At 66.1% G+C, this 24231-nt stretch carries 29 protein-coding genes and 1 pseudogene; 15 read left to right on the top strand and 15 right to left on the bottom strand.

From position 1 onward, the window contains the following. Window positions 1-3: 3 nt before the first annotated feature. From prfB to ACGLHS_RS25015, 3 genes and pseudogenes are all read right to left on the bottom strand, one after another. A protein-coding gene (gene prfB, locus ACGLHS_RS25025) for a peptide chain release factor 2 (protein ID WP_143012466.1) occupies window positions 4-1108 on the bottom strand; the annotation gives its coding sequence in 2 pieces (ribosomal slippage) (window positions 4-1026 and window positions 1028-1108; 1104 coding nt in all). 80 nt (window positions 1109-1188) lie between these two features. Further along, window positions 1189-1946, bottom strand: a pseudogene (locus ACGLHS_RS25020) (SIMPL domain-containing protein). Window positions 1947-2098: 152 nt separating this feature from the next. Further along, window positions 2099-2911 carry a MetQ/NlpA family ABC transporter substrate-binding protein gene (locus tag ACGLHS_RS25015; RefSeq protein WP_394484161.1) on the bottom strand — a complete coding sequence of 271 codons (813 nt, stop codon included), beginning with the start codon at window positions 2909-2911 and terminating at the stop codon, window positions 2099-2101. Window positions 2912-3147: 236 nt separating this feature from the next. Between ACGLHS_RS25015 and ACGLHS_RS25010 the strand changes: the two genes are divergently transcribed. The 4 genes from ACGLHS_RS25010 to ACGLHS_RS24995 are packed head-to-tail and all read left to right on the top strand — an operon-like array spanning window position 3148 to window position 5930. Next, entirely contained in the window at window positions 3148-4023 is an 876-nt protein-coding gene (locus ACGLHS_RS25010; protein ID WP_394484159.1) for a methionine ABC transporter ATP-binding protein, read from the top strand. After that, window positions 4016-4678 carry a methionine ABC transporter permease gene (locus tag ACGLHS_RS25005; RefSeq protein WP_394484157.1) on the top strand — a complete coding sequence of 221 codons (663 nt, stop codon included), beginning with the start codon at window positions 4016-4018 and terminating at the stop codon, window positions 4676-4678. The genes ACGLHS_RS25010 and ACGLHS_RS25005 overlap by 8 nt, the downstream gene beginning before the upstream one ends. A gap of 46 nt (window positions 4679-4724) precedes the next feature. Further along, on the top strand, window positions 4725-5552 hold the full coding sequence (locus ACGLHS_RS25000; protein ID WP_394484155.1) for a MetQ/NlpA family ABC transporter substrate-binding protein: 828 nt from the start codon (window positions 4725-4727) through the stop codon (window positions 5550-5552). A gap of 27 nt (window positions 5553-5579) precedes the next feature. Continuing rightward, the gene (locus tag ACGLHS_RS24995; protein ID WP_394484153.1) at window positions 5580-5930 is read left to right on the top strand and encodes a hypothetical protein; all 351 of its coding nucleotides are present in this window, start codon (window positions 5580-5582) and stop codon (window positions 5928-5930) included. A gap of 364 nt (window positions 5931-6294) precedes the next feature. On the opposite strand, the gene ACGLHS_RS24990 is transcribed toward ACGLHS_RS24995, so the two are convergent. Both ACGLHS_RS24990 and ACGLHS_RS24985 read right to left on the bottom strand, forming a co-directional pair. After that, on the bottom strand, window positions 6295-7650 hold the full coding sequence (locus ACGLHS_RS24990; protein WP_394484151.1) for an LLM class flavin-dependent oxidoreductase: 1356 nt from the start codon (window positions 7648-7650) through the stop codon (window positions 6295-6297). 4 nt (window positions 7651-7654) lie between these two features. Continuing rightward, window positions 7655-8488 carry a MetQ/NlpA family ABC transporter substrate-binding protein gene (locus ACGLHS_RS24985; protein ID WP_394484149.1) on the bottom strand — a complete coding sequence of 278 codons (834 nt, stop codon included), beginning with the start codon at window positions 8486-8488 and terminating at the stop codon, window positions 7655-7657. Between the two features lie 131 nt (window positions 8489-8619). On the opposite strand from ACGLHS_RS24985, the gene ACGLHS_RS24980 reads away from it, so the two are divergent. Beyond that, window positions 8620-9318 carry an aspartate/glutamate racemase family protein gene (locus ACGLHS_RS24980; protein ID WP_394484147.1) on the top strand — a complete coding sequence of 233 codons (699 nt, stop codon included), beginning with the start codon at window positions 8620-8622 and terminating at the stop codon, window positions 9316-9318. Here ACGLHS_RS24980 and ACGLHS_RS24975 read toward each other — a convergent pair. Continuing rightward, window positions 9315-10250, bottom strand: a complete 936-nt coding sequence (locus tag ACGLHS_RS24975; RefSeq protein WP_394484145.1) for an alpha/beta fold hydrolase — start codon at window positions 10248-10250, stop codon at window positions 9315-9317. The genes ACGLHS_RS24980 and ACGLHS_RS24975 overlap by 4 nt on opposite strands. A gap of 118 nt (window positions 10251-10368) precedes the next feature. Here ACGLHS_RS24975 and ACGLHS_RS24970 point away from each other — a divergent pair, with 118 nt between their 5' ends. Next, window positions 10369-11430 carry an aldo/keto reductase gene (locus tag ACGLHS_RS24970; protein WP_394484143.1) on the top strand — a complete coding sequence of 354 codons (1062 nt, stop codon included), beginning with the start codon at window positions 10369-10371 and terminating at the stop codon, window positions 11428-11430. A gap of 130 nt (window positions 11431-11560) precedes the next feature. On the opposite strand, the gene ACGLHS_RS24965 is transcribed toward ACGLHS_RS24970, so the two are convergent. The 3 genes from ACGLHS_RS24965 to ACGLHS_RS24955 are packed head-to-tail and all read right to left on the bottom strand — an operon-like array spanning window position 11561 to window position 12946. Beyond that, complete coding sequence (locus ACGLHS_RS24965) at window positions 11561-12118, bottom strand: hypothetical protein (RefSeq protein WP_394484141.1); 558 nt, start codon at window positions 12116-12118, stop codon at window positions 11561-11563. A gap of 35 nt (window positions 12119-12153) precedes the next feature. After that, a complete protein-coding gene (locus tag ACGLHS_RS24960; protein ID WP_394484139.1) occupies window positions 12154-12378 on the bottom strand; it encodes a helix-turn-helix domain-containing protein in 225 nt (74 codons plus the stop codon). A 7-nt stretch (window positions 12379-12385) separates the two neighbouring features. After that, window positions 12386-12946, bottom strand: a complete 561-nt coding sequence (locus ACGLHS_RS24955) for a DUF2975 domain-containing protein (protein ID WP_394484137.1) — start codon at window positions 12944-12946, stop codon at window positions 12386-12388. Window positions 12947-13027: 81 nt separating this feature from the next. Between ACGLHS_RS24955 and ACGLHS_RS24950 the strand changes: the two genes are divergently transcribed. From ACGLHS_RS24950 to ACGLHS_RS24935, 4 genes are read left to right on the top strand one after another with little or no spacing between them, the layout of a single operon-like run. After that, window positions 13028-13522 (top strand): aminoacyl-tRNA deacylase, encoded by a 495-nt coding sequence (locus ACGLHS_RS24950; protein WP_394484135.1) that lies wholly within the window; start codon window positions 13028-13030, stop codon window positions 13520-13522. Between the two features lie 8 nt (window positions 13523-13530). Next, the gene (locus ACGLHS_RS24945; protein ID WP_394484133.1) at window positions 13531-14325 is read left to right on the top strand and encodes a DUF6348 family protein; all 795 of its coding nucleotides are present in this window, start codon (window positions 13531-13533) and stop codon (window positions 14323-14325) included. A gap of 58 nt (window positions 14326-14383) precedes the next feature. Beyond that, window positions 14384-15019, top strand: a complete 636-nt coding sequence (gene plsY / locus ACGLHS_RS24940; protein ID WP_394484131.1) for a glycerol-3-phosphate 1-O-acyltransferase PlsY — start codon at window positions 14384-14386, stop codon at window positions 15017-15019. 12 nt (window positions 15020-15031) lie between these two features. Further along, window positions 15032-15385 (top strand): RidA family protein, encoded by a 354-nt coding sequence (locus tag ACGLHS_RS24935; protein WP_093239442.1) that lies wholly within the window; start codon window positions 15032-15034, stop codon window positions 15383-15385. Window positions 15386-15395: 10 nt separating this feature from the next. Here the strand turns inward: ACGLHS_RS24935 and ACGLHS_RS24930 are convergent, their stop codons facing one another. Continuing rightward, window positions 15396-16040, bottom strand: a complete 645-nt coding sequence (locus ACGLHS_RS24930) for a TIGR02281 family clan AA aspartic protease (protein ID WP_394484129.1) — start codon at window positions 16038-16040, stop codon at window positions 15396-15398. Window positions 16041-16044: 4 nt separating this feature from the next. Then, window positions 16045-16530 (bottom strand): YajQ family cyclic di-GMP-binding protein, encoded by a 486-nt coding sequence (locus ACGLHS_RS24925; RefSeq protein ID WP_093238814.1) that lies wholly within the window; start codon window positions 16528-16530, stop codon window positions 16045-16047. Between the two features lie 42 nt (window positions 16531-16572). Here ACGLHS_RS24925 and murB point away from each other — a divergent pair, with 42 nt between their 5' ends. Together murB and ACGLHS_RS24915 are read left to right on the top strand one after the other, a co-directional pair. After that, the gene (murB, locus tag ACGLHS_RS24920; protein WP_093238815.1) at window positions 16573-17625 is read left to right on the top strand and encodes a UDP-N-acetylmuramate dehydrogenase; all 1053 of its coding nucleotides are present in this window, start codon (window positions 16573-16575) and stop codon (window positions 17623-17625) included. Window positions 17626-17644: 19 nt separating this feature from the next. Then, entirely contained in the window at window positions 17645-18502 is an 858-nt protein-coding gene (locus ACGLHS_RS24915) for a glycine-rich domain-containing protein (RefSeq protein WP_394484127.1), read from the top strand. 118 nt (window positions 18503-18620) lie between these two features. On the opposite strand, the gene argG is transcribed toward ACGLHS_RS24915, so the two are convergent. The 4 genes from argG to ACGLHS_RS24895 all read right to left on the bottom strand — a co-directional run bounded on the left by argG (window position 18621) and on the right by ACGLHS_RS24895 (window position 21442). Further along, on the bottom strand, window positions 18621-19961 hold the full coding sequence (gene argG, locus ACGLHS_RS24910; RefSeq protein WP_394484125.1) for an argininosuccinate synthase: 1341 nt from the start codon (window positions 19959-19961) through the stop codon (window positions 18621-18623). A 13-nt stretch (window positions 19962-19974) separates the two neighbouring features. Next, on the bottom strand, window positions 19975-20301 hold the full coding sequence (locus tag ACGLHS_RS24905; RefSeq protein ID WP_394484123.1) for a pyrimidine/purine nucleoside phosphorylase: 327 nt from the start codon (window positions 20299-20301) through the stop codon (window positions 19975-19977). Window positions 20302-20415: 114 nt separating this feature from the next. After that, on the bottom strand, window positions 20416-21030 hold the full coding sequence (locus ACGLHS_RS24900; protein WP_394484121.1) for a hypothetical protein: 615 nt from the start codon (window positions 21028-21030) through the stop codon (window positions 20416-20418). A 58-nt stretch (window positions 21031-21088) separates the two neighbouring features. Continuing rightward, window positions 21089-21442, bottom strand: a complete 354-nt coding sequence (locus ACGLHS_RS24895; protein ID WP_394484119.1) for an ArsC family reductase — start codon at window positions 21440-21442, stop codon at window positions 21089-21091. Window positions 21443-21478: 36 nt separating this feature from the next. Between ACGLHS_RS24895 and folC the strand changes: the two genes are divergently transcribed. From folC to ACGLHS_RS24880, 3 genes are all read left to right on the top strand, one after another. Then, a complete protein-coding gene (folC, locus tag ACGLHS_RS24890) occupies window positions 21479-22786 on the top strand; it encodes a bifunctional tetrahydrofolate synthase/dihydrofolate synthase (RefSeq protein ID WP_394484117.1) in 1308 nt (435 codons plus the stop codon). Window positions 22787-22847: 61 nt separating this feature from the next. Continuing rightward, complete coding sequence (locus ACGLHS_RS24885; RefSeq protein ID WP_394484115.1) at window positions 22848-23720, top strand: SPOR domain-containing protein; 873 nt, start codon at window positions 22848-22850, stop codon at window positions 23718-23720. Window positions 23721-23738: 18 nt separating this feature from the next. Beyond that, complete coding sequence (locus ACGLHS_RS24880; protein ID WP_394484113.1) at window positions 23739-24224, top strand: CvpA family protein; 486 nt, start codon at window positions 23739-23741, stop codon at window positions 24222-24224. Window positions 24225-24231 lie beyond the last annotated feature (7 nt).

Here is a 24231-nt window from a genome sequence, read left to right as displayed (position 1 = left end):
GATTTACACGCCTTGCTTCAAAGAGGCTTCGATGAACACATCGAGGTCGCCATCGAGCACCTTCTGCGTGGCCGAGACTTCGACGTTGGTGCGCAGGTCCTTGATGCGGCTGTTGTCCAGCACGTAGCTGCGGATCTGGTGGCCCCAGCCCACGTCGGTCTTGCTGTCTTCGAGCTTTTGCTGCTCTTCCTGGCGCTTGCGCATCTCGTGGTCGTACAGGCGCGAGCGCAGGCGTTTCCACGCCACGTCGCGGTTGCTGTGCTGGCTGCGGCCGTCCTGGCACTGCACCACGATGCCGGTCGGGATGTGCGTCAGGCGCACGGCCGAGTCGGTCTTGTTGATGTGCTGGCCGCCCGCGCCGCTGGCACGGAAGGTGTCGGTGCGCACGTCCGACGGGTTGATGTCGATCTCGATCGAATCGTCGATTTCCGGGTACACGAAGATGCTGGCGAAGCTCGTGTGGCGCCCGCCCGACGAGTCGAACGGCGACTTGCGCACCAGGCGGTGCACGCCGGTCTCGGTGCGCAGCAGGCCGAAGGCGTAGTCGCCCTCGACCTTGATGGTCGCGCCCTTGATGCCGGCGGTGTCGCCGGGCGTCTCGTCTTCGATCTGCGTCTTGAAGCCCTTGCGCTCGGCGTACTTCAGGTACTGGCGCAGCAGCATGCTGGCCCAGTCGCAAGCCTCGGTGCCACCGGCGCCGGCCTGGATGTCGATGAAGGCGTTGAGCGGGTCGGCCGGGTTGTTGAACATCCGGCGGAATTCGAGCTGCTTGATGTCGGCTTCGAGCAGGCCGGCGTCATCGGCGATGGCCTGCAGGCCGTCCATGTCGCCGTCGGCCTTCGACATTTCGAAGAGTTCGGTGTTGTCCGAGAGCCCGTTGGTGAGCCGGTCGAGCGTGACGACCACGTCGTCGAGCGACTTCTTCTCCTTGCCCAGTTCCTGGGCCTTCTTCGGGTCGTTCCAGACGTTCGGGTCTTCGAGCGATGCGTTGACTGTCCTCAGTCGTTCAGCTTTGGCATCGTAGTCAAAGATACCTCCGTAAATCGACCGTGCGGACGCTCAGGTCCGCGAGCATTGCGCCGATTTGGTTGATCTGTTCTGCGTCCATGGGGTGTCCTGACTGTGTAGGGTTGGTGTTCGGGGGAACCGGGTATTTTCTCACGGGTGGAAAGGGCTCCCGAACCGGGGCTATTCGAGCAGGAAGTCCACGCTGATCGTGGCCGTGACGCTGATCTGGCCGACCGAGAGGTCGCCGTCCGCGCTGTCGCCCTGGGGCCCTGAACCGGGGGCCGACTGCACCGTGTTTTGCTGCATCAGGTTCTGGCCGCCCCGGTAGCTGCCGCTCCAGCCGCCCCAGCGCCAGCCGCTGTCTTCGCTGATCCGCACGGCCCGCCCGCGCTTCACGCCGAGCTGGGCGGTCAGGGCATCGGCCTTCTCGCGCGCGGCCACGACGGCCAGTTCGCGGGCCTTGTCGCGGTGCTTGCGCATGTCGGAATTGCGAAACTCGATGTTCTCGACCTGATTGACGCCCACGGCGAACAGGTCGGTCAGGAGGGGTTCGAAGCTGTCGAGCCTGGTGATCCGGATGCCGATGCTCTTGTGCGCGCGATAGGCCACGGGGGTGATGCGGCTGACGTTGGTGTCGAAGTCGGGCTCCACCTGGTGTAGTTGAGCTGCACGTTCTTCTCGGGCACGCCGTGGCGCTTGATGACCGCGAGCGCCTTGGCAATGCGGTCGCTGTTGTCGCGGGTGGTCGCCTGCAGGTTCTTGTCGCGGCTTTCGACGCCGATGGTCAAGAACACCTCGTCGGGCGCCACGCGGACGGCGGCCGTGCCGGTCACGCTGATCTGGCCGGGCGTCTGGCCGGCGTCCGTGGCGCGCTGGGCCGAGGCGGTGGTGGCGTTGCCGAGCAGCGCCAGTGTGGCCAGTCCGGCAAGAACGGCCATGCGGCTGCGTCTGGAAAACATGGTGTGGACCCTCCGAGATCTGTTGGAGCCCGGAAGATACCTTCAGACGAACGCCCGCCAAAAGAAAAAAGCCCCCTGGGCGCGTCGCGCGCTCAGAGGGCAGGGGGCAAGGGGCAAGCCCGCGACTCGGGTCAGAAGGCCGGCACGAGCGAACCCTTGAACTGCGTTTCGATGAAGCTCTTCACCTCCGGCGACTGGTAGGCGGCCACGAGGCGCTTGGCCCAGGGCTTGTCCTTGTCGGCGCGGCGCACGGCGATCAGGTTGGCGTAGGGGCTCTTGGCCGATTCCTTGATCACGGCGTCCTTGTTGAGCGACAGGCCGGCCTTCTCGGCGTAGTCGTTGTTGATGGCGGCAATGGTCAGGTCGTCGAGCGAGCGCGGCAGCTGGGCGGCGTCAAGCGCGACCAGCTTCAGCTTCTTGGGGTTGGTCACCACGTCGAGCGGCGTGGCGGTGTTGTTCTTCACCGCCTCGGGCTTCAGCGTGATGAGGCCGGCCGCCTGCAGCAGCAGCAGGGCGCGGTTGCCGTTCGACGGGTCGTTCTGGATGCCGACCGAAGCGCCGTCGGGCAACTGGTCGATCGACTTGATCTTGCGCGAGTAAAAGCCCAGCGGCGCCGTGATCGTCAGGCCCACGGGCACGAGGTCGAAGCCACGCGCCTTGTTCTGGTTGTCCAGGAAGGGCTGGTGTTGGAACGCGTTGGCGTCGAGGTCGCCCGAGGCCAGCGCCGCATTGGGCAACTGGTAGTCGTTGAACACCACGAGCTGGATGTTCAGGCCGTCCTTGGCGGCGACCTTCTTGACCACTTCGAACACCTGCTCGGAACTGCCGACGGAGACGCCGACCTTCAGGGTGTTCTTGTCCTGCGCGAAGGCGGGGCTGCCGGCCAAAAGGGCGGCGGCCAGCGTGGCAAGGGCGAGGGTGCGGCGGCGGAAAGTGGTGTGCATGGTGACGCGAAATCAAAAAATGAAGGCGCGAATGTGGCACTGCAGCACGCGATTGGGAACGAACGAATAGGCATATCGATATGGCGTGCATGGCTCGCGTTCGGGTTTTCTTATGTGTTTACGTATATAAACACCATCCTTTTTCTTCGTTCCCTTTTGCCGCCTTTGTTTTCATACTCGGCACCTTTTTCGCGAACCTTCGTGTCCGGCGCTCTCGCTGGCCGCACTTCTTCCCAATGAGCCATCCTTCGTCCGATGCGGGCCGCGGCAACGCGGCGCCGGTCATCCGTCTTCAATCGGTGCAGAAGTCTTTTGCCCTGCCCAGCGGCGAGGTGTTCGACGCCGTGCAGTCGCTCTCGCTCGACATCCACCAGGGCGACGTGTTCGGCCTGATCGGCAAGAGCGGCGCCGGCAAGTCCACGCTGCTACGCCTCATCAACCTGCTGGAGCGGCCCGATGCGGGCAAGGTCTTCGTCGGCGGGCGCGACCTCACCACGCTTTCGCGCAGCGAGCTGCGCGACACGCGCCAGAACATTGGCATGATCTTCCAGCAGTTCAACCTGCTGCAGAACGCCACGGTGTTCGACAACGTGGCCTTCCCGCTGAAGATCCACGGTCGCCACTCCAAGGCCGAGATCGATGCGCGGGTGCGCGAATGCCTGGCTCTCGTGGGCCTGGCCGAAAAGATCGACACCTACCCGGCCCAGCTGTCGGGCGGCCAGAAGCAGCGCGTGGCCATTGCCCGCGCGCTGGCGCCGCGTCCGCAGGTGCTGCTGTGCGACGAGCCCACCTCGGCGCTGGACACCGAAACCACCCGCGCGCTGCTCGAAACGCTGCGCGACATCAACCAGAAGATCGGCGTGACCATCGTGATCGTCACGCACGAACTGTCGGTGGTCGAGGTGCTGTGCCGCAATGTGGCCATTCTTGAAAAAGGCCAGCTGATCGAACAGTTCGCTGTCGATGCCCCAGGGCCCGAACGCAAGACCGCGCTGGGCCGCGAAATCGACGAGCTGGTCCGCCGCCGCGAAAGGGACGTGCGCGAAGCCCGCGAATCCGCCGCACCTGGCGCCTCGCTGAACCTCAATGCCCAGGAGCCGGCCTATGTTTGAAAACATCGCTCCCATCCTTCCCGAGCTGTGGGTTGCCACGGGCCAGACCTTCATGATGCTGGCCATCGGCCTGTCGGCCGCGGTGCTGATCGGTGGGCCGCTGGGCATCCTGCTGTTCTTGCTGGGCCCCGGCCAGTCGCTGGAGAACAAGCCGGCGTTCCTGGTGCTGAACTGGATCGTGAACACGGTCCGTTCCTTCCCCTTCATCATCCTGCTGGTGGCGCTGGTGCCGTTCACGCGGGTGATCGCGGGCACCTCCATCGGGCCGCTGGCGGCCGCGGTGCCGTTGTCGTTCGCGGCCATTCCGTACCTGGCGCGGCTGGTCGATCAGTGCCTGCGCGAAGTGCCGCGCGGCGTGATCGAGGCGGCGCACGCCATGGGTGCATCGGAGCTGCAGATCGTCTGGCGCGTGCTGCTGGTCGAGGCCCGTTCGGGCCTGGTGCTGGCGCTGACCGTGCTGGCCGTGAGCTTTCTCTCGTACTCGGCCGTGGCCGGCGTGGTGGGCGGCGGCGGCATCGGCGACCTGGCGATCCGCTACGGCTACTACCGCTTCCAGACCGACGTGATGGTGCTCACCGTGGCGCTGCTCGTGGTGCTGGTGCAGATCCTGCAGTTTGTGGGCAACACCACGGCGCGCCGGCTCGACAAGCGTTGATCTTTTCCTGCTTTCCCTTTTTCATCTTCTTCTCTCTGCTCATTTCATGAAAACCGCATTGCTGCGCCGTTCCGTTCTCGCCCTGTCCCTCGTTGCGCTGTCGTTCGGCGGTCTCTCGCTGCAGGCGCACGCGCAAGACCCCGCCAAGAAGAACCTCGTGATCGGTGGCACCGCCGGCTCCAACGCCGACCAGCTCAAGGTCGGCATCATCCCGATCCTTGAAAAGAAGGGCTACAAGGTCAAGCTGGTCGAGTTCAACGACTACGTGCAGCCGAACCTTGCGCTGGCCCAGGGCTCGCTCGACGCCAACTTCTTCCAGCATCAGGTCTACCTGAAGAAGTTCGCGGCCGACCAGAAGCTCGACCTCGCCGAACTGGTGCAAGGCCCGATCGCGCCAATGGGCGTGTACTCGACCAAGCGCAAGACGTTGGCCGACGTGAAGGAAGGCGACCGCGTGACGCTGCCGAACGACCCGAGCAACCTGGCCCGTGCGCTGGTGCTGCTGGAGCAGAACAAGCTCCTCACCATCAAGGCTGGTATCGACCCGCTGCGCGCGTCTGAAAAAGACGTGGCCGAGAATCCGAAGAAGCTGAAGTTCATTCCGCTCGAAGCCGCGCAGCTGCCGCGTTCGCTGGGCGACACCGAGTACGCCATCGTCAACGGCAACTTCGCGATCTCGTCGGGCCTGAAGCTCACCGAGGCCGTGGTGCTCGAGAAGACGCCCGACTACTACCTCAATGTGGTCGCCGTGAAGACGGCCGACAAGAACACCCAGTGGGCCAAGGACATCGCCGACGCTTACCGCTCGAAGGAATTCAAGGCGGTGGTCGACAGCAAGTTCCAGGGCTACGCCAAGCCCAGCTTCCTGCAGTAAACACACTCACCCAACAAGGACGCCCACATGCCCGTGCTCGCCATATTCGATGCCCAAGGAAGCTGGCGCGACACGCATGTGTGCGACGGCTGGATCACCGAGCACCTGGCCGGGCAGGGCGTGAGCTGGGGGCGCGGCAAGGCCAAGGGGCAGCGCGTGCTCGACAGCGCGGGGCTGTTCTATCTGCCGACGGCCAACGGTTATCTGGGGCTGTTGCTGGAGGCCGGCGAGTGGGCGGCCATGCCTTCCGGCAAGCCGCATTTCTTCGATGCGGGCGAGGCGGAGTCTCTTGACGGCTTGCCTGCTGCGTTGCCACTCTTCGATGCGTTCGTCGAAGAAGTGCTGTCGATGACGGGCAACGACGCCGACGAAGGGTGATTTAGCGCGGACTCTTGAGTCGGTGCCGGATCTGTTCGGAGGCTCGCCGATGCCAGTCGGGTTTGCTGTGCGGTGCGATGCGGGGTCATTCAGGGCGTGTGCGAATGACACCGGGTACTCCCCTCCGCGAATGTCCCCCGCTTCGCTCCTCCTTTATTTCGCTGCGGGGAGCACCCGGTGCCATTCGCACGAGGACACGCTGCTTGTGTACTGCCGATCAACGACTGCTCTGAATACGCTCACGCTGGCGGTGTGCTCCCCGCAGCGAAATAAAGGAGGAGGCCGCAGGCCGGGGGACATTCGCGGAGGGGAGTACGCCGTCGGCGTGTGCGCGCCCTGAACGCAACACCCCCATCGCGCACAGTCAGGCCGCCAGCCGCTGCGCCGCCCGCCCACCCGGCCGCGCCAACCCCAGATGGTCACGCAGCGTGCGCCCCTCGTACTCGGTGCGAAAGATGCCGCGCTTCTGCAGGATCGGCACCACGCCGGCTACGAAATCCTGCAGCCCGTGCGGCAGCGCATCGGGCATCAGGTTGAAGCCATCGGCCGCGCCGTCCTTGAACCAATGCTCGATGTCGTCGGCGATCTGCTCGGGCGTGCCGACGATCACGCGGTGGCCGCCGCCGCCCGCGAGTTCGCGGATCAACTGGCGGACCGTGTAGCCGTGCGTGCGGCCTGCCGCCACCACCGCGTTGAAGAAGGTGTGGTTGCCGTTGCCATTTCCGGGCAACGGCAGGTTGTCGGGCAGGCGCTCGTCGAGCTTCAGCCGGTCGGGCGTGATGCCCAGCGTGCCAGCGAGGCGCGTGAGGCTGTAGTCCCACGGAATCAGGTCGACCAGTTCATCGCGGCGCCGGCGCGCTTCTGCCTCCGTGCTGCCGACGATGGTGGTGAGTCCGGCCAATACCTTCACTGCATCGGGGCCGCGGCCCAACTCGGCTGCGCGGGTCTTGAGGGCGCGCGCATAGGCCTGCGATTCTTCGAAGGACTGCGATGCCGAGAACACCGCCTCGGCATGGCGCGACGCCAGCTCGCGGCCATCCGCCGATGCGCCGGCCTGCACCAGCACCGGATGGCCTTGCGGTGGGCGCGGCAGGTTCAGCGGCCCCTGCACCGCGAAATGCTCGCCGCGGTGCGCAATCGCATGCACCTTGGCCGGGTCGATGAAGCTCCCCGTGGCCTTGTTGCCGACGAAGGCGTCGTCTTCCCAGCTGTCCCACAACGCCTTCACGATGTCGGTGAACTCCGAGGCGCGGGCGTAGCGCTTCGAATGGTCGGGCGTGGCGTCGAGGCCGAAGTTGCGCGCCGAGGGCAGGTCGGCCGTGGTCACCACGTTCCAGCCGGCGCGGCCGCCGCTCACGTGGTCGAGCGTGGCGAAGCGTCGCGCGATGTTGTAGGGCTCGTTGTAGCTGGTCGATGCGGTGGCGATCAGCCCGATGTGCGTGGTGGCCGCGGCCACGCAGGCCAGCAGGATGGTGGGCTCCAGCGCGGTGATCGGCCGGAAGTGGATCTGGTCGACGATGGCCGCGTTGTCGGCCAGAAAGACCGCATCGAGCTTGGCCGCCTCGGCAATCTGCGCCGTGCGGATGTAGTGCTGGATGTCGGCAAAGGCCCACGGATCGCTCTCGGGCAGGCGCCAGGCCGAGGGCACGAAGCCCGAGTGCAGGATGTTGACGTTCAGGTGCAGTTGCTTGCGGGGTGCGGTTGTGCTGGTGCTGCTCATTGAATTACTTGACGAAGTAGTCGGGCAGCCGGTAGCCCGCCCACACGGGGTTGGCCTTGAAGAACTGCTGGAACTCGGCCGACTGGTAGGCGGCCACGATGTCTTTCGCAAACTTCGCGTTCTCGTTGCTGCGCTTGACCGCCACCACGTTCACGTAGGGCAGCGTCATGTCTTCGAGCTTGAGCACCTCGGTGAGCCTCAGCCCCGAGGCCACCGCGAAGTTGCCTTGCACGGCTGCGAGGTCGGCATCGGCCAGCGAGCGCGGTGCCTGCGCGGCATCGAGCGGCACCAGCTTCAGGCGCTTGGGGTTGCTGGCGATGTCGCGCTCCGAAACGCTCAGCGGGCTCACGCCCTGCTTGAGCGTCACCCAGCCGATGGCCGCGAGGATGTTGAGCGCGCGTGCCGCGTTCACCGGATCGGCTGGCAGCGTGACCGTGGCACCGTCGGGCACGGTGTCGAGCGATTTATGGCGCTGCGAGTACAGGCCCATCGGCGGCGTGGGCACATGCACCACCGGCACGAGGTCGAAGTTCTGCTGCTTGCTGGTGGCCGCCAGGTACAGCGAGTGCTGGAAGATGTTCGCGTCGATCTGCCCGCGCTCGACTGCGTCGTTGGGCTGCACGCCCTGGCTGAACTCGACGTACTTCACCGTGTAGCCCAGCTTCTTGAGCTGCGGCTCGATGCCGTTCGTGAAGGCATCACGGTAGGGGCCGGGCATGAAGCCGACGCGCAGGTCGGCGGCGTGAGCGGAAACGTGCAGGAGCAGGCTCAGTGCCAGGCCGCCGAGCAGCGGCACGGACCAGCGCGCCAGCGACGGCGCGCGCGAAGAAAAACGCATCAAGGGCAACTCCGGAGGGACGGCGAAAGGAGCTGCGCACTCTAGGGTGCGGTGCTTGGCCGGCGAACGAAGATTTGTGCGTTTCGTTATCCGCTGGACGGATATCGCGCCAGGTTTGTACGATGGCGCCCATGACCCAGCACATCGGAATCGTCGGTTGCTCCGCCGAAGGCGCAGCGCTTTGTTATCAAACCATCTGCGTGGAGGGCGCGAAGCTGCTCGGCCCGCATGCCCACCCTGAAGTCTCGATGCACACGCCGTCGCTGTCGGACTACATGGTGCACATCTACCGCAACGACTGGCAGGGGGTGGGCGAGGTGATGCTCGCCTCCGCGCACAAGCTCGCGAAGATCGGCGCGGACTTTCTGGTCTGCCCCGACAACACGATCCACCAGGCCCTGCCTTTCATCGAGGCGCGCTCGCCGTTGCCGTGGCTGCACATCGCGGGCTGCGTGGCCGACGAAGCGGCACAGCGCGGCTTTCGCCGCATCGGCCTGACCGGCACGCGCTGGCTGGTCGACAGCGAGGTCTATCCCGAGAAGCTCTCGGCACGCGGGCTCGAATACGTTCGGCCCACCGTCGAGGAGCGCGACGAGATCGCCCGGATCATCATGGACGAGCTGGTCTACGGCGTGTTCAAGCCCGAGGCGATTGCGACTTTTCAGCGCGTCATCCAGCGCATGAAGGACGAAGACGGCTGCGATGCCGTCGTGCTCGGTTGCACCGAAATCCCGCTGATCATGAGCGACGCCAATTCGCCGCTACCGACGCTGGACTCCACGCGCCTTCTGGCGCGGGCCGCGCTGCGCCGGGCGACGCAAAAAGGCTAGGCCAAAAAGTCCTCGATCATCCGCGCCACCTGCTGCGGCTGGTCGTGGTGCAGCATGTGGCCCGCGTCGCCGAGCCGCTCGATGTGCACCGAGGGCACGGACTTCAGCCGCTCGTGGAACTCATCGAGCGTGAAGCGGTTTTTCCACCAGCCTTTCAGGCTGTCGTCCGAGGCTTCGACCATCAGCAGCGGCGCCGTGATGCGCGCATAGAGCGCCAGCGTTTCGTCGACGCGGAAGATGTGGGCGTTGACGATCTTGTGCGCCGCTTCGCCAAGGATCTGCCAGCGCATGCTGCCGTCGGGCTGCGCATGGCCGGCGGACCAGTGGCTGGCGAGCCAGTCGGCCTTGTCCTGCGACAGGCGCGGGTTGGTCTTCATGAGCCGGCGTGCCACGCCGTCTACCGCCGAGTAGCCGGCCAGTGCCATCTCGCCGCGGTGCAGGCGCTTGAGTTCGTCGATCCACTGGCCGTAGCGCGCGGGCGCTTCGTCGGGCCTGCGCATGGGCATGCCGAAGCCTTCGAGGTTGACGAGACGGCGGATGCGTTCGGGCCGCACGCCCGCGTAATGCATGGCGACGTTGCCGCCCATGCTATGGCCAACGAGGTCGATCTGCCGGGGGCTCTCGCCGTCGCGGACTTCGCCCACGTAGTGGTCGAGCAGCCATTCGAGGTCGGCGAGGTAATCGGCCAGCCAGTAGTTGTCGACACCGCCGCCATCGGTCAGGCCGAAGCCGCGCCAGTCGGGCGCGATGATGAAGCGCTCTTGCGCCATGGCATCGACCACGAACTGCCATGAGGCGGCCACGTCCATCCAGCCATGCACGAGCACCAACGGCGGGCGCGTGTCCGAGGGCTGGCCCCACAGGCGCACGTGGTAGCTGAGGTTGCGCACGGGCACGAATTCGCTGCGGGAGGGGCGGAGGGCTTGGTACATGGCGACCGATGATAAGGACGCGCCTTCGTCGGCGCAGTCCGGCACAGGACAGACAGGCGTCGTCGGGCTTTTCGGATGCGGCCAGCGCGCGGTGGGGCAGGGCGGTAGCATCCCGCGCATGAAAAAGATCCAACTCGGTCAAAGCGACCTGCACGTCACCCCGATCTGCCTGGGCACGATGACCTTCGGCGAACAGGTCGACGAACCTACTTCCCACGCCATCCTGAGCCGCTCGCTCGAACGCGGCGTCGACTTCATCGACACCGCCGAGATGTACTCGGTGCCCACGCGCAAGGAAACCTACAGCGTCACCGAAACCATCATCGGCAACTGGTTCACCGCCAACCCCGGTGCACGCCAGAAGCTCGTGCTCGCCACCAAGGTGGCCGGCCCGTCGCGCGGCATGCCCTGGGTGCGCGAAGGCAGCGGCATGACGCCGGAGGACATCGAGGCTTCGTGCAATGCCAGCCTGAAACGCCTGAAGACCGACGTCATCGACCTGTACCAGATCCACTGGCCCGAACGCCACGTGCCGCTGTTCGGCAACATGTACTACGACCCGGCCAAGGAAACGTCGAAGACGCCGATCCACGACCAGCTCGAAGCGCTGGGCAAGCTGGTGAAGGCGGGCAAGGTGCGCACGATCGGCTTGTCGAACGAAACGCCCTACGGTGTGCACGAGTTCGTGCGGCTGGCCGAGCAGCACGGGCTGCCGCGCGTGGCGTCGGTGCAGAACGTCTACAACCTGATCGGCCGTGGCCATGAAAACGCGCTGGACGAGACGATGCACCGGCTGGGCGTGTCGCTGCTGGCCTACTCGCCGCTGGCCTTCGGCCTGCTGACGGGCAAGTACGACCAGAGCGGCATCGAAGGACCGGATGCGCCGAAGGGTGCCCGCATTTCGAGCTACGAATCGGTGCGCAAGCAGCGCTGGGGTCGCCCCGATTCGCTGCGCGCGGCCCGGCGCTACAACCAGCTGGCACGCGACAACGGCCTGACGCCGACGCAGCTGGCGCTGGCCTTCTGCTACACGAAGTGGCAGGTGGCGAGCACGATCATCGGCGTGACGTCGGTGGCGCAGCTCGAAGAAGACCTGGACGTATACGGCACCACGCTGTCGCCCGAGATCCTGGCCGAGATCGACAAGATCCGCTGGGAGATTCGCGACCCCGCCGCATGACTTGCTCTCCCCCAGGCTTCGCGCACTTCGTGTCGCTTCTCCTTCCCCCTCGCCGGGGGCAACACCTGCGGCCCGGCAAAGCCGGTTCCGCGGTGTTTCACGAAGAAGTCCAGGCTGGCTGGTTCCGCAGTTAACGGGCGCATTCGTCGCTGGCGGCGGCTATCGCGAGGGCTGGCAGGCTCAGCAGGCCCATGTTGTTTCCCTTGAACTGGCCCTTCATGCAGTCGCCATGTGCTGCGCCTGCGACGCCGGCACTCAGCTTCGAATCGAAGGTGGAAGGGGCGGGGCCTTGGAGGTCTTGATTCGCGCGGTCGGCGAAAGAGCGTTGGCGGGCCACATCGCGCAAGGCGCGGCGCGTGGCGTCGGAGTTGAGGATCAGTGGAGCGGGCGACGGGCCAGGGGCCTGCGACGGCTCTTCGTTGGTCGCTGGAGCGACCGGAGCGCTGGGTGGTGTTGTGATGACATCGCCGCGCGTCACCGGTGCCGCGCGCCTGACGGGCGTGCGTGGCGCCACCGCCGCTGCCGCCACTCGTGGTGTGCCTGTCGGTCGGGCCGGCAGTTCGGCCTTCGGTGCGGGCACGACCTGCACGATCTCCATCGCGATGCGTTTCGTCGGGCCGGCCTGCCGCACGTGCGGCCGCGACGCCAGCAGCATCAGCCAGAGCACGCCCGCATGCATGGCCGCCACGGCCAACACCAGGGCCGCCAGGACAGGGCGCGGCGTCAGAGCTCGGAGGCGGGGGAAGAGGGTTGCCACTCGAGCAGGTCGCCAGGCTGGCATTGCAACGCTTCGCAGATGCGCTCCAGGGTGTCGAAGCGCACGCCGCGCACCTTGCCGCTCTTCAGCAACGACAGGTTCTGCTCGGTGATGCCCACATGCTCCGCCAGTTCGCGCGATCGCATCTTGCGCCGGGCGAGCATGACGTCGAGGTTCACGATGATCGGCATGGCGTGTTCAGACGAAGCCGGCGTTGTCGTCGGCCAGGCGTCGGGCTTCGGCCATGACGCGGGCGATGGCCACGAGCACCGCGCCGAACAGGATGTGCAGGCAGTCGAACCATGCGATGGAGATCGACATGAAGCGCTGGCCTGGCGGGTTGCCGATGCTGAGCGCCACGGTCATCAGGCCGCGCGCGAGCGGCAGCAGCAATGCCAGCAGCAGCACCGCCCAGGCGAAGTGCACCAGCGCGTCCTGCGCGGTCTTGCCGAAGACCCGGCCGTGTCCGTACTCGCCGAACAGCCGCCACAGCTGCCGCAGCGCATACAGGCCACCGCCCACCGGCAGCAGGCTGACCAGGGCCGTGCGCCAGCGTGCCGGGCCGTCGGCCGGTGCCGTGGGCAGGCCAAGAAAACTGCCTGCACCGAACAGGTCGAGCCACGGGTGCTCGAACGCCAGCAGCAGCACGGGCTGCACCACCAGCAGGACGATGCCCACGAGGATCAGCGCATGCACGACCTGGGCGTGTCGCTTCAGGTAGAACGAGGGCGTGGCCGCCGGGGCTGGCGTATGCTGCATATCCAAGTCGTTGTTCAATATAAAACGATCAAAGTTTATCGTAAAACAATAAATATTTTCTGAAGACGGACCGCCAGCAAGATGGCCAAGAAAAGCACCCACACCTCCGAGACCCCTGCGACGCAGCTGCTGCGCGCCCACAAGATTGCTTTCACCGAGCACCCTTACGAGTACATGGAGCACGGCGGCGCCCAGCGCGGCGCCGAGATGCTCGGGCTCGATCCGTTCACCGTCATCAAGACACTGGTGATGCAGGACCAGGACGCCAAGCCGCTGATCGTGCTGATGCACGGCAACCGCACGGTGTCGACCAAGAACCTCGCGCGGCAGATCGGCGCCAAGTCGGTCGAGCCCTGCAAGCCCGAGGTGGCGCAGCGCCACAGCGGCTACATGGTGGGCGGCACCTCGCCGTTCGGCACGCGGCGCGAGATGCCGGTCTACATCGAATCGACCATCCTCGAGTTGCCGGGCATCGTGCTCAACGGCGGCCGGCGCGGCTACCTCATCGGCATCGATCCGCAGGTGTGCGTGACGCTGCTGGGGGCCAAGCCGGTGCAATGTGCGCTGGCAGAATAGCCGGCGCCATGACATCCCCGTCTTCCGATTTCTTTCCTGTGCGGGCCGCCGGTAACCCGGGCAAGGGCATCACGTTCGAGATTGCCTTTTGCAACGATGAGCGCGAATGGACCGAGTCGCTCGACCTGCCGGCGCTGCTGCGCGACGCGCTGCTGGCGCGCGGCCATGCGGCTGACCTGGCGCGTGACGGCTGGGTCGTGCTGCCCGATGGGCTCTGGCTGCTGCCGCAGATCCTGAGCTTCTCGATGGCCGAGGACGCCAGCTTGCGCACCTCCACCACCATCGAAGTGGCGCATGCCGACTTGTTGCCGCGGGGCATCTTCGAATACCAGCATTCGTACGGTGAAAGCACCGAAGGCGCGTTGACCCGCGGCTTCGACCTCTGGGCGCAGGTCGATCTGGTCGTGTTCCAGGATGCGCTGGGCAGCGAGCTGGCCCACTGCACGTCGATGCGCATGAACTGGCAGGAAGGGCGCGAGCGGCGCGTGCTGTTCGGCCCCGTCGCGCACCATGCGACGAAGGAAGATACAGAGGTGGAAGACGAGCATCCGTTCTGCCCCTGCTGCCTGTTCACCAACAGCTGGGAAGCCTTCAAGCCGCAGATCGAATCGGACGGGCTGCATGCCGTGCGCCTCTATGCCGCGCGTGACGCCGATGGCGAGGTACAGGCCGATTGCCGCGTCAACGGCGAAGACTGGGCGGCCGGTGCGGACGCCTTGCGCGCCTACGTGGCGCAGTGGCCCGACCGCGGCTTCGAGTTTCGCAAGCAGTACGTTGTGATCCAATCGCCGCCCGAGACCTGACGACGGCACGCCCTCGTTTGTCACCGAAGAAAAACAACCATCCCCGCGGAGCGCCGTCTTGAGCTTTCATCTGCCATCCCTCATCGCCATCGTGGCGTCGTACCTGATCGGCTCGCTGTCCTTTGCGGTCATCGTGAGCAAGTCGCTCGGCATGGCCGATCCGCGCAGCTACGGCAGCGGCAACCCCGGCGCGACCAATGTGCTGCGCTCGGGCAACAAGGGCGCGGCGCTGGCCACCCTGGTGCTCGATGCGCTCAAGGGCTGGCTGCCGGTGTTCCTGATCCGTCATTTCGGCGCGCAGTGGGGCCTGGGCGAAGGCGTGGCCGCACTGGCGGGCCTGGCGGCCTTCCTGGGCCATCTCTACCCGGTGTTCTTCGGCTTCCAGGGCGGCAAGGGCGTGGCCACGGCGGCCGGCGTGCTGGTCGGCATCGCGCCCTGGCTGGGGCTGGCGACCGGCGCCACCTGGCTGATCATCGCGATCTTCTTTCGCTATTCGTCGCTGTCGTCGCTGGTGGCGGCCTTCTTTGCACCGGCCTACTATCTGCTCGGCGGCAACATTGCGTGGCCGCTCGATCGCACGGTGCTGATCGCGATCATCATCATGAGCTTGCTGCTGATCTGGCGGCACCGCGAAAACATCCGCCGGCTCGCGGCCGGCACGGAGTCGAAGCTCGGCTCGAAGAAAAAGGCTTGATTGAAGAACACCATGGCAAACATCACCCGCTTCCACGTCGGCCCGCGTCTGTCCGAGACGGCAGTTCACAACGGCACCATCTACCTTGCCGGGCAAGTGCCCGACGACACCACGCAGGACATCCGCGGCCAGACCGCACAGGTGCTCGCCATGGTCGACCGCCTGCTGGCCGAGGCCGGCAGCGACAAGTCGCGCATTCTCATGACGCAGATCTTCCTGGCCGACATCACCGACATCACGGCGATGAACGAGGTGTGGGACGCGTGGATTCCGGCCGGCAACACGCCGCCGCGCGCCACGGTGCAGGCCAAGATGGCCAATGCCGCCTACAAGATCGAGATCGTGGTGACGGCCGCGCAGGCCTGACACCAGGGGTTCAATACCGCTTTTCGAGGACCATCTGGTCCGCGTCCCGACGCATCGAGAAGCGGTTGATGAAGCTGTTGCCCAGCAGCACATAGGGCATGGGCTCCTGCGAGACGACGGCGTCGATGTCGTAGACCTCGACGTCGCCCACGCGCACGGACTGCAGCCGCAGCCTGTAGCCCTGGGTCATGCCGTTGGCGGTGCCTATCTGCACCGGCCGCCCCTTGCTGAAATCGAGCCCGATGCGTTGCGCATCGGCCGCCGACAGCGCGATCGACGTGGCGCCGGTGTCCAGCATGAACGTGACGGTGCGGCCATTGATGGTGCCCGGCGTCATGAAGTGGCCGCGGCTGTCGGCCGACAGCACGATGCGGCTGCCGCCACTGGAGCCACCGCCGTTGCCGCCGATGCTGATGGGCGTGTCCATGCGCAGCGTGACCCGCTTGCCTTCGGACTCGACCACCGCCTGCTCCGACTGGAGCGACACCAGCTTCACGCCCTGGAAACTCTCGCCGACCGCCACGGTCTTGGGCGGTGCGCCGTTCACGATCAGGATCGCGCGGCTGCCGATGGTGCCGGTCAGCATGACCGAGCCGGCGGCATTCGCCATCGCAACGGCGGTCAGAAGATGCGCTGCGATGACGAGGGACTTCATGGGGTCAGTCGCGGAAGTTGTTGAACGAGAGGGGCATGTCGGGCACGTCCTTCTTGATCAACGCCATCGCGGCCTGGAGGTCGTCGCGCTTGGCGCCGGTGATGCGCACTGCGTCGCCCTGGATCGCGGCCTGCACCTTGAGCTTGCTGTCCTTGATGATGCGGGTGATCTTCTTGGCCTGCTCGCTCTCGATGCCGCTCTTGACCTTGATGACCTGCTTGACCTTGTCGCCGCCGATCTTCTGGACGTCGCCCTTGTCGAGAAAGCGCACATCGACGCTGCGCTTGGTGAGTTTGGCGCGAAGAATGTCTTCGACCTGCACGAGCTGGAACTCGGCGTCGCCGATCATGGTGATCTCTTTGTCCTTGAGATCGACGGCAGCGGCGGTGCCCTTGAAATCGAAGCGCGTCGCGATTTCCTTGGCGGTGTTTTCGACCGCATTCTTCACTTCGGGCAGATTGGGCTCGCAGACGGTATCGAATGACGGCATGGGCTCTCCTGGATGCACTGGGCTGAATGCGACAATTCTCCCATGATCGTGGAGTCCAACGTCCCTCTGCAGCCGTACAACAGCTTCGGCATCGTCGCGCGCGCGCAGCATCTGGCGCGCATCACCGACGAGGCCGATCTGGTCGCGCTGCGTGCCGATCCGCAATGGCGCGACGCCCCCCGCTTCGTGCTGGGTGGCGGCAGCAACATCGTGCTGACCGGCGACGTCAAGCCGCTGGTGCTGAAGGTTGAAATCAAGGGCCTGCGGCTGGTGGAAGAAACCCCGCGTGCCTGGATCGTCGAGGCCGGCGCGGGCGAAATCTGGCACGACGCGGTCGAATGGATGGTGCGCAGCGGCTATCCGGGGCTGGAAAACCTGGCCCTCATTCCCGGCACGGTGGGCGGCTCGCCGGTGCAGAACATCGGCGCCTACGGCGTCGAGCTGCAAGACCGTTTCGATTCGCTCGATGCCTTCGACCTCGAAACAGGCCGCGCCTTCACGCTCGATGCCGCGCAATGCGCCTTCGGCTACCGCGACTCGGTGTTCAAGCACGTGCGCAGCGGGCCGAACGACTTCGGCCTGGCGGGTCGGGCGGTGATCACCCGGGTGCGCTTTCGCCTGCCCAAGCCGTGGAAGGCCGTGGTCGGCTACCTCGACCTGGAACGCAAGATGGAAGAAACCGGCAACTTCACGCCGGATGCGCAGGACATCTTCGACTGGATCTGCGCCATCCGCCGCGCCAAGCTGCCCGACTGGCGCGTGCTGGGCAACGCCGGCAGCTTCTTCAAGAACCCGACGGTGACGCCGGAGCAGTGCGCCGACATCATCGCGCGCGACCCGAAGATCGTTCATTACCCGATGGACGACGGCAGCATCAAGCTCGCCGCCGGCTGGCTCATCGACGCCTGCGGCTGGAAGGGCAAGTCGGTCGGCAATGCCGGCGTCTACGAGAAGCAGGCGCTGGTGCTCGTCAACCGCGGCGGCACCGAGAACCCGGTGACCGGCGGCGAGGTGATGACGCTGGCCAAGGCCATCCAGACCAGCGTGTACGAGCGCTTCGGCATCCGGCTGGAGCCGGAACCGGTGGTCGTCTGACCCGCTGATCCGCCGGCACATGGATCTCGACTTCCTGCATCTGAATTTCCGGCGCCGCATCGCGGCCCTGATGTGGGCCCGGCGCGCGGTGCCGCTCATTGCGCTGCTGGCTGTGTTTGCGGGCTCGCACCGCGTGGGCTCGATGGTGGCCGTGCTCGTGGTGGCGTTGCTGTTCTCGGCGGTGCTCAAATTCCTCGAAACCAGCCTGCGTCGCCAGTTCATCCGCGAGGCGCGATTGCCGCCGTTCCTCATCGGCAAGCTGCGCGAGGCCCATCCGCAACTGAGCCGTCGCGATGCCGAACTGGTGCTGCGCGGGCTGCGCCAGTTCTTCATGTCCCATCTGCGCAGCGATCGCAAGTTCGTCGCCATGCCTTCGAAGGTGGTCGACACGGCGTGGCACGAGTTCATCCTGCACACGCAGGGCTACCAGAACTGGTGCAAGGCGGCCTTCGGCGGCATGCTGCATCACAGCCCCGCCGAAGTGCTGGGGCGCGACCCCAAGCGCAACGACGGCCTGCGCCGCACCTGGTACTGGGCCTGCAAGGAAGAGAGCATCGATCCGCGCAACCCGGCGCGGCTGCCGCTGTTGTTCGCGCTGGACGTCAAGTTCGCCATCGACGGCGGCTTTCACTACGTGCCCGACTGCCGGGCGGTGGAGCGCTACATCGGCTCGGATGCCCAGTGCGGCACGAGCTTCGGCGACTCGTCGTCCGACGGCGGCAGCTCGGGCGATGCCGGCGGCTTCGGCGGCAGCGAGTCGGGCAGCAGCTCCGGTGACGGCGGCTCCAGCGATGGTGGAGGTGCGAGCGGTGGCGATTCCGGCTGCGGCGGGGGCAGCGGTTGCGGAGGCGGCTGCGGTGGTGGCGGAGGCGACTGACTGATTGATTGACCGGGGCCGATGCTTCCGACCCATCGTGTCCATCCGCGACAAAGCAAAACGAGCCCCGAGGGGCCCGTTGTTGTTTCAGCAGTCGGATCGGATCAGGCGGATCGGATCAGCTGTCCTGCCCGTCGTTGGCCAGCTTCGGCAGCGACGCGCCTTCGCTCGACGACAGCAGGCCGGTGCGGGTGTAGATCGCCAGCTTCTCGCGCGTGTCGACGATGTCGAGGTTGCGCATCGTCAGTTGGCCGATGCGGTCCAGCGGCGTGAATGCGCCCTCGACCTTTTCCATGCTCAGGCGCTCGGGCTTGTAGGTGAGGTTCGGCGACTCGGTGTTCATGATCGAGTAGTCGTTGCCGCGGCGCAGCTCGACCGTCACTTCGCCGGTGATGGCGCGTGCCACCCAGCGTTGTGCCGTCTCGCGCAGCATGATGGCTTGCGGGTCGAACCAGCGGCCCTGGTACAGCAGGCGGCCGAGGCGACGGCCGCTGTCGCGGTACTGCTCGATCGTGTCCTCGTTGTGGATGCCGGTCACGAGGCGCTCGTAGGCAATGAACAGCAGCGCCAGGCCCGGGGCTTCGTAGATGCCGCGGCTCTTGGCCTCGATGATGCGGTTCTCGATCTGGTCGCTCATGCCCAGGCCGTGGCGGCCGCCGATGCGGTTGGCTTCGAGGATCAACTCGACCATGCTCGGGAAGGTCACGCCGTTCAGCGCGACCGGTACGCCTTCTTCGAAGCGGACGGTGACGGTCTCGCGCTTGACTTCGACTTCGTCCTTCCAGAACGCCACGCCCATGATGGGCTGCACGATCTGCATGCCGCTGTTCAGGTGCTCGAGGTCTTTGGCCTCGTGCGTGGCGCCGAGCATGTTGGAGTCGGTCGAGTAGGCCTTCTCGGCCGACATCTTGTAGGCGAAGCCGGCCTTCTGCATGAACGCCGACATTTCGGCGCGGCCGCCCAGTTCGTCGATGAAGACCTGGTCGAGCCAGGGCTTGTAGATCTTCAGGTTGGGGTTGGTCAGCAGGCCGTAGCGGTAAAAGCGCTCGATGTCGTTGCCCTTGTAGGTGCTGCCGTCGCCCCAGATGTGGACGTCGTCTTCCTTCATGGCCGACACGAGCATGGTGCCGGTCACGGCGCGGCCCAGCGGCGTGGTGTTGAAGTAGGTCACGCCCGCGGTGGTCACGTGGAAGGCGCCGGCCTGCAGTGCGGCGATGCCTTCGTTGGCCAGTTGCGCGCGGCAGTCGATCAGGCGGGCGTTTTCAGCGCCGTAGAGCATCGCCTTGCGGGGGATCTCGTCGTAGTCTGGCTCGTCAGGCTGGCCGAGGTTGGCGGTGTAGGCGTAGGGAATGGCGCCCTTGTTGCGCATCCAGTGGAGCGCCGCGCTGGTGTCCAGGCCGCCGGAAAAGGCAATGCCGACCTTCTGGCCGGCGGGAACGTTTTGGAGAATGGTCGACATGTCGGGTTCCGGTTCAGCCGAAGTGGCAGATGTAGCTGTAGGGCTCGCCGGTCACCCGGATCTGGAAGCTCGAATTGCCCGGCACGCTGAATTTCTGGCCGGGGCCGGAGGCGACCCATTCGGTGGCGCCAGCGAGCAGGTATTCGCAGCTGCCGGCCGCGCCTTCCATGATTTCAGGTGCGCCGGTGTTGAAGGTGAGGGTGGAGGGGAGGATCACGCCGACCGATTTTTTCGTGCCGTCCGCGAGCGTGAGGTTGTGGCTCACGCACTTGCCGTCGAAATACACATTGGCCTTGGTGGCCACTGCGGCGCTGTTGAGTGTGTCGGTAATCGTCGTCATTGGGTGGCGCCGGCGCCTGGGCGGTCGGCTGATCGAGGACGCACCGCACCGGCGGCGCACCCGTCAAGGGTTGGAAAAGTCCTCGATTTTAGGGGCTCGACAGGCCCCCGCCGCTCAGCGGTGCCAGCCGCCGTGGAAACCGCCGTAGCCGCGATAGCCATAGCCGCGGTAACCGCGGTAGTAGCCGCCGCCCCAGCCGCGCGAATAGCCCAGGTTCAGCGAAATGCCGACGGGCGGATAAACGTAGGGGTAGCCATAGGCATAGCCGGGATCGACGTAGACAGGCGCCGGGTAAACCGGCACCGGTTGGGCATAGACCGGCGGCGGGCCACCGGCACCGACCACCACGCCCGGCTCGGGCACGACGTTGTCCCAGGGCGAGCCGCCGGACTGCGCGTAGTTGGCGCCGTTGTTGGCCTCGACCGGGTAGGTCTGCACCTGCGATTGCGGCGCCACCGGCGAGGTCGTCACGCCGTAGCTGCTGGCCTGGATCGGAATGGTCGAGCCGGGCCGGCTGTTCATGCGGGTGGTGTATTGCCGGCCGTTGTATTCGTAGGTGACGTTGTAGCTGACGTCGCTGCCGGTCGATTCGCGGATCGGGGTCGCCGAGATCACCCGGGCCTGGACCACCTGGCCCTGCTGCTGTTGGGCATGCACGAGGCCGGTGCCCGCCGCCAGCGCGCCGGCCACGGAAAGGCCGGCGAGGGTGCGAAAAGCGTGTTTTTTCATGGTGTGTCTCTCCTGCAGAGGACGGTTGGACGCCGGGCCCCAGGACGGGTTCCAGGTTTTACACGGCGTTGACAACCCATGCCTCGGCGTCGAATCCGGTGGTTACAGGCTTTTTCGGACCCCAATCGACCACGGGGCGCTTGATCAGGCTGGGGTTGGCCAGCAGCACCGGGCGGGCGGAGGCGGCATCGATCACGGCCTCGCGGGTGGCCTCGTCCAGCTTGCGCCAGGTGGTGCCCTTGCGGTTGACCAGGGCCTCCCAGCCGGGCTTCTTCAGCCACTGGTCGAGCTCGGCTTCAGGCACGCCCTGTTTCTTGAAATCGTGGAAGGTGTAGGCCACGCCATGTTCATCGAGCCAGGCGCGGGCGCGCTTGACGGTGTCGCAGTTCGGAATGCCGTATAGGGTTGTCATGGCCGCCATGATGCCCCGGCCGGCGGGTCGGCGACAATGCCGGCCTCCATGGAAACCCTTGACCACTGGCTCGCGCGCGCCGAGCAACTCCACCCCAAGAACATCGAACTCGGGCTCGAACGCGCCAAGGAGATGGCCCAGCGCCTCGGCCTGCGCTTCGGCTGCCCCGTCATCACCGTGGCGGGCACCAACGGCAAGGGCTCGACCTGCGCCATGCTCGAATCGATCCTGACGCATGCGGGCTACCGCACGGCGGTGTTCACCTCGCCGCACCTCGTGCGCTTCGAAGAGCGGCTGCGGCTCAAGGGCGAAGCCGTCGATGCTTCCAAACTGATAGCAAGCTTCGAAGCGGTCGAAAAGGCGCGTGGCGACATGAGCCTGACCTACTTCGAGTTCACCACCCTCGGCATCCTGCATTGCATGATCGAGGAAAAGCCCGACGTGGCGATCCTCGAAGTCGGCCTCGGCGGCCGGCTCGACGCGGTCAACATCATCGACACCGATTGCGCGGTCATCACCAGCATCGACCTCGACCACATGGAATACCTCGGGCCCGACCGCGAGAGCATCGGCTTCGAGAAGGCCGGCATCATGCGCGCCGGCAAGCCGGCCATCGTGAGCGACCCGATGCCGCCGCAGAGCGTGATCGATCACGCGAACGCCATCGGCGCCGACCTGTGGCGCTTCGGCACCGATTTCAACGTGTCGGGTGACAAGCAGCAGTGGGGCTGGTCGGGCCGTGGCCGGCGCTACAGCGGACTGGCCTATCCAGCGCTGCGCGGTGCCAACCAGCTCATCAACGCGGCGGGCGTGCTCGCGGCGCTCGAAGCCCTGCGGCCGCAACTGCCGATCACGGCGCAGGCCGTGCGCAACGGGCTCGCGATGGTCGAGTTGCCGGGGCGCTTCCAGATCGTGCCGGGCGAGCCCGCGCTGGTGCTCGACGTGGCGCACAACGCGCATGCCGTCGCGGCGCTGGCCGAGAACCTCGACGCGATGGGCTTCTACCCGACGACGCATGGCGTGTTCGGCGTGATGGCCGACAAGGACCTCGCCCCGATCCTGGCCCGCATCGGCCCGCTGATCGACCGCTGGTACTTCACCGATCTGCCCACGCCGCGCGCCGCGAAGGCCGCCGATCTGCTGGCCGCATGGCAGGCGCAGAACACGCGCACCGATGCGTCGGCCACCGTGCATTCGGGGCCGATGGACGCGTTGCGCGCAGCCATCGAGCACGCAGACCCCGCTGATAGAATCGTCGTCTTCGGATCGTTCTTCACCGTGGGTGGCGTGCTCGAAAACGGCACCCCCCGGCTGCAAGCCAAACACCTGCTGCCAGGCGGCTGATCGTCAGGCTGTCCACACCATCTGGCACCACCTCGCTGCACTCCTTCAGGGATCGAACTTCATGGCGTTTTTCAAGTTCCGCACGCGCGGCCAGCAAGGCAACGAAGGACGCAGCGCCCCGGCTGCAGTACCCGCGGAAAGTGTCGAAACCATGCGTCGTCGTGCGCGCCATCGGCTGCTTGGTGCCGCGGTGCTGGTGCTGCTCGGTGTGATCGGCTTTCCGTTGCTGTTCGATACACAGCCGCGCCCCGTGTCGGTCGACATTCCGATCGAGATTCCCGATCGCAACAAGGTCAAGCCGCTGCCCGTGCCCGCCACGCCGGCACCTGCCACCAGCAGCGCACCTGCTGTGTCCGACGGCGGTTCGCGCGTCGCGGCCGCATCATCGGCCGGCGGCATGATCACCGAGACGGCCGACGGTACCGAGATCGACCCCGGCAAGCCGGTGACCAGCGCCCCGTCCGCGGCGCCCGTCGAACGCAAGCCCGATCCCAAGCCTGAACCGAAGCCCGAGCCCAAACCGGAGCCGAAGCCCGAACACAAGCCGGAACCCAAGCCAGAGCCCAAGCCGAAGCCGGAACCCAAGCCCGCAACGCCCAAGCCGGCCGCCGTGGACGATGGCGCCCGCGCCCGCGCGCTGCTCGAAGGCAAGCCCATCGCCGCGGCGCCCGCAACACCCAAGCCAGCCGCCGCCGATGACGGCGCAGGCCGCTTCGTGGTTCAGGTCGGTGCGTTCGCCGATGCCGACAAGGCGCGCGAAGTGCGCCAGAAGCTCGAGAAGGCCGGCCTGAAGACCTATGTGAACGTGGCGAAAACGGCCGATGGCGAGCGCACGCGTGTGCGTGTCGGTCCGTTCGGCACGCGTGCCGAGGCCGACAAGGCCGCCGAGCGCGTCAAGGGCTTGTCTTTGTCGGCTGCGATCCTCACCTTGTAAGCGCTATCGCCTGTTGCCGTGGCCTTGCTCGACTGGATCGCCGTCGCGCTCATCGGGGTGTCGATGCTGCTCGGCCTGATGCGCGGACTGGTGTTCGAAGTGATTTCCCTGATCGGCTGGGTGGCCGCATTCATCGCCGCCCAGTGGCTGGCATCCGATGTAGCGGCGTGGCTGCCGTTCGGCGAACACGATGCCACATGGCGTTATCCGCTGGCCTTCGTGCTGGTGTTCGTGGGGGTGGCGTTCGGCGTGGGCCTGGTGGCCTCGCTCACGCGCAAGCTGATCACCGTCGTGGGGCTGCGGCCCGTCGACCGGATTTTGGGAGCAGCGTTCGGTGCAGCACGGGGTGCGGTGGCCCTGCTCGTGCTGGCGGTCGTTGTTCATTTGCTGGTGTTGAGCGACAGTGCCTGGTGGCATGAATCGCGCAGCGCCATTGTTCTCGATGCGGCATTGCAGGGCCTGAAACCCTCATTGCCTGAAAAGTTGGCAAGCTACCTGCCCTGAGAGGAAT

The sequence above is a fragment of the Variovorax sp. VaC1 genome, assembly GCF_043658315.1.
Taxonomy (GTDB): Bacteria; Pseudomonadota; Gammaproteobacteria; order Burkholderiales; family Burkholderiaceae_C; genus Variovorax.
This window is presented reverse-complemented; position numbering and strand designations above follow the sequence as displayed.